Genomic DNA, 3992 nt, shown 5'->3' with positions numbered 1-3992 from the left:
ACCACCGCCACCGGAGCCGCCATTGTCACCATTTCCACCGTCTGGAATGGCCTGCGTGCCGGCCGCCCCACCGGTCCCTGCATCCGGACCGTTGCCCGCGACGCCGGCGTCACCTGCATCGCCACCATCGCCGCCGTTGCTGTCTACGTCACCATCACCGCCCCTGCCTCCGGTCGCACCATAAAGAGCCTGTGCATGCGCCGGCGCCGTCAGGATGACTGGCAGCAGCAACGACCCCGCGAGCGCCGTGGAGCACAAAAGTACAAGCGGGATATGAGCGAGCGACGATCGCGAATTGTCATGGAATTCCCCCCGTGTGCCGCAAGCAACGATTCCGCGGCCGGCCCGATCGCCGGGCGTCCCGCGAAAATCATCGCTTGCCGCTGCGTCGGGTCGCGTGCGTCCGCCACGCACATCGCCCCGACTGCTTCCTCACAATCCGCCCGGCGAAACCACCAAGACGATCGCGGCCGATGATAAAACGTCCTCTCCCGACAATTCCACCGATCAATTCTATTGAATTCTGACCAATTCTTGCACGGGCGGATCGCGCTTGCCTCCCCGCACAACTCCTGCGAGATTCAACATTTGGCGCATCGGGGGGTGCGGCAGGGGAACCCCGTGCGAATACTCGACCATGCTTGATCTGAAGACCGTTCTGGTTGTTACGTTTGCAACCGCAAGCCTGCAGGCCGTCACCTGGTTGTTTGTGTGGCTGGCGTGGCGCCGCCTCTATGAGTTGAAGTTTCTTGCGGCCGGCTTCGTCGCTATCGCGGCGGGGGTGCTGCTGATTCTCCTGCGTGGGGAGCAGCCGGCGGCCTGGGCCATCGTGCTCCACAACACGATCATCAAGCTAGGCCTGGTGTTGCTGGCCGAGGGTCTGGCGCGCTTTCTGGGACAGCCACGCTATACCTGGATCAGCATTTCACTGCTGATTTTCCAAATTGTCGCATGGAGTGCCGCCCTCGCGATTGATCCAGGCGACATTGCTATACGCATTCACGCATCGACCTTCTTTACGGTCGTGATGATGTCGGTGATGTGTCTTGGGCTGATGCGGGACCGGACGCAACCAACCCTCCTGCGCTGGATCACGATCGGTGTGCTTGCCGAGTATATCGCGGCTAGCGTTCTCCAGAGCATCATCGAATACCGGCTGCCGGTCGATTTTCAAGGCGCCTCAGTTCTGGCCGACCGCAACGCCTGGTATCTGCTGCAGGGCGCGCTGTTCCTGATCGCCTTTTTCGGCTGCCTGCTGTTCATGGTCAGTTCGCGGCTGTCCTCTGCGCTGCTGGAGAAAAATATCGCCCTGTCGCGGGAGGTACGGGAACGACGACGGCTGGAAAGCCGGTTGAACGCGAGCCTGGCGGCCGAACGTGTGCTTCGCGACGAGCAGGCGGACTTCATGCGCGTCGTCAGCCACGAGTTTCGCACCCCGCTCGCCATCATCCGCAACGCGGCCGACATGATCGGCCTTGTCGGCCACAAGTCGCCCGAAGCGACACGAGAACGGATTGCCGGCATTGGCGAGGCGCTCGATCGCCTGTTTTCCCTGATCGACCGCTTCATGGCCAATGATCGCGACAGCGGGTTTCAGCCGGAGATGATACGCGTCGGTTTGCTTATTGCCGATGTGCGGCTGCATTTCGGGATGACCGGGCGCGGCGAGCGCCTGATCTTTACGGCGGATGACGACGCCGTTTCGCTTGTCGCCGATCCCGAGATGCTGGCGACGGTCCTGATCAACCTCATCGACAATGCGCTCAAATATTCGTCGGAGGACCAGCCAGTGGATATCGATGTGCGCAGCGAAGGTCGAAGTGCGGTCATTCGGGTGCGTGACCGTGGCATCGGCATTCCACAGGCTGAGCTTCACAAGATCGGCAGGCGCTTTTTCCGGGCCTCCAATACGATGGCGGTAACCGGAACCGGTCTCGGCCTCTATTCTTCGCGCAAATTGCTGGCCTATCACGGCGGCAAGCTGCAGTTGCTCGCCAACGACGACCAGGGCATTACGTCCATCGTCAGCCTGCCTCTGGCAGGCGAGGCAACGGATCGACTTTCGCCCGAGGAACTGACCGCATGACGCATATTCTGATCGTCGAGGACGAGCCCCGGCTGCGCAAGGATCTGGCGGATTTCCTGGAACTGACGGGCTTCACGGCCGAAGGCGTCGCCACGGCAGGGGAATTGCGCCAGACGCTGGCCAACGGCAGCTCGCCCGCTGTCATCATCCTCGATGTCGGGCTGCCCGATGGGAACGGGTTCGATCTGGCAACCGAAATCCGCAAATCACATGCCTGCGGCATCATCATGCTGACGGCGCTCGGTGACAGCGACGACCGTATCCGTGGCTTTGAGAGCGGCGCCGACATCTACCTGGTCAAGCACAGCACGCTGCGCGAGATCGACGCCGCAATTCGCAGCCTGCTGCGACGGACGGGAGCCCCGCCCGACTCTGCCAACGGCAGCAGCGATCGGTGGGTGCTGGACGGCACGAACTGGATGCTGATCGCGCCCAATCACCGTTCGCTTAAACTGACGGCGGCCGAGTTCGCCTTCATGAACGTGCTCTGCAACCGTAGCGGCGAAATCTGCCAGCGCGAGGATCTGGTGGAGCTTGTCGCCCGTCCCAGGTCGAACTTCGACAACAGGCATCTCGACGCAGTCGTCAGCCGGCTACGCCGCAAACTGGAGGAGCACATCAGCTTGCCCGCGCCGATCAAGGTCGTCTATGGCGTTGGCTACATCTTCACCGCGGCCGCCGCCGTGCAATGAACGTCTGCTCAACGGCTGCTTCCAGACCGAAGCATCGACTGGTCATGGCGCGGCAGGACCTCGATGTGCAGCCTGCAATGTCCGCTCTCAGGAAGCCACCATGCCCGCCCCTAAGACCGAGATTGCCGCCATTCGCAACCTGGTCAATGACGCTCACCGTTGGCCCATAGCGGAACACCCTCAGCTTACTCCTCGCCCTGCTTCTGCGCGATGATGTCGAGCCGCTCGCGGTCGGAGCGTTCGCGCTCGTCGCGGTTGCGCACGTCCTTGTAGGCACGCTCAACCATGTTGGTGCGGGCGGTCGCGGCGGCGATGAGGCCGGCTTCTTGCTTCGCGCTTGCCAGGTTCGCCTCCTGGCGCACGACCGCTTGGGCGATGCGGCGGTGGTAGAGATCGGGGAACAGGGCGGAAAGCGAATCGGCCTGGTCGAAATGGCCGACCAGTTCCCTGGCTTCAGCCTCGGCGGCACTGGCCGCGGCAAGGAAGGTGGCGTGGCGGGTTTCGTGCAGCGCCTTCAGCTGTTCCTGCACCTTGACCAGTTTCTTCAGGCGGTCCTTGCGCGTGCTCATGGTCATCTCGCCAGCGTCAGGTCGACGAAGCCGTCGACGAACAGCGACAGCATGGTGCCGACGGCGAAATAGAAGATGATCATGCCGCCGGCGATGATGAAGGGCTGGGAGATGAAATAGATCGGGATCTGCGGGGTCAGCTTGTTGACGAAGCCGATCGTCAGATTGACGAGAATGGCATAGGCGACGAACGGGCTGCCGAGGCGGATGACCAGGAAGAAGGTGTCCGACACCGTGTCGGTGACATCGACGAGGGCTGCCTGCGGGTTGAAGAAGATGTTGACCGGCGCGACCGTGTAGGAGGAAACCAGCGCGCGTATTATCTCGTGGTCGAAATCGAACACGAACAGCATCAACAGCGCCGAGAACGAGATGATGGCGGCAAGGGCTGCCTGGGGTTCGGGCTCCTCGATCGCCGGTCCGCCGGTGCCGCCATAACCGACCAGCATGGCGATGGCCGAGCCCATGAAGCGCAGGGCTTCCATGTAGAGCCTGGTCATGGCGCCGATCAGGCCGCCGACCAGAAGTTCCGAGATGATCATCGGCACCAGGATCTGCGGGCGCGGGTCGACGAAAGGAAAGATCTTGTCCCACAGGAAGGCGAGCAGGCCGCCGGTGGCGGCGACCGCCACGAACAACCTGACC

At 62.4% G+C, this 3992-nt stretch carries 5 protein-coding genes; 3 read left to right on the top strand and 2 right to left on the bottom strand.

The genetic code is table 11. The features are described from left to right. The 3 genes from ENZ75_RS34405 to ENZ75_RS24095 all read left to right on the top strand — a co-directional run. On the top strand, window positions 1-477 hold a 477-nt coding region (locus ENZ75_RS34405; RefSeq protein ID WP_164887967.1), incomplete at its 5' end, for a hypothetical protein. Between the two features lie 76 nt (window positions 478-553). After that, on the top strand, window positions 554-2086 hold the full coding sequence (locus ENZ75_RS24100) for a HAMP domain-containing sensor histidine kinase (protein ID WP_224621544.1): 1533 nt from the start codon (window positions 554-556) through the stop codon (window positions 2084-2086). After that, window positions 2083-2778 carry a response regulator transcription factor gene (locus ENZ75_RS24095; protein ID WP_013529766.1) on the top strand — a complete coding sequence of 232 codons (696 nt, stop codon included), beginning with the start codon at window positions 2083-2085 and terminating at the stop codon, window positions 2776-2778. Before ENZ75_RS24100 ends, ENZ75_RS24095 begins: the two co-directional genes overlap by 4 nt. Before the next feature lie 185 nt (window positions 2779-2963). Here the strand turns inward: ENZ75_RS24095 and ENZ75_RS24090 are convergent, their stop codons facing one another. Together ENZ75_RS24090 and fliR are read right to left on the bottom strand one after the other, a co-directional pair. Then, on the bottom strand, window positions 2964-3347 hold the full coding sequence (locus ENZ75_RS24090; RefSeq protein WP_063168930.1) for a hypothetical protein: 384 nt from the start codon (window positions 3345-3347) through the stop codon (window positions 2964-2966). A 2-nt stretch (window positions 3348-3349) separates the two neighbouring features. Then, window positions 3350-3992 (bottom strand): flagellar biosynthetic protein FliR (gene fliR, locus ENZ75_RS24085; protein WP_128278361.1); only part of this gene is annotated, 643 nt, incomplete at its 5' end.

It is taken from the genome of Mesorhizobium sp. M7A.F.Ca.CA.002.04.1.1, assembly GCF_004022805.1.
Classification (GTDB): Bacteria; Pseudomonadota; Alphaproteobacteria; order Rhizobiales; family Rhizobiaceae; genus Mesorhizobium; species Mesorhizobium ciceri.
This window is presented reverse-complemented; position numbering and strand designations above follow the sequence as displayed.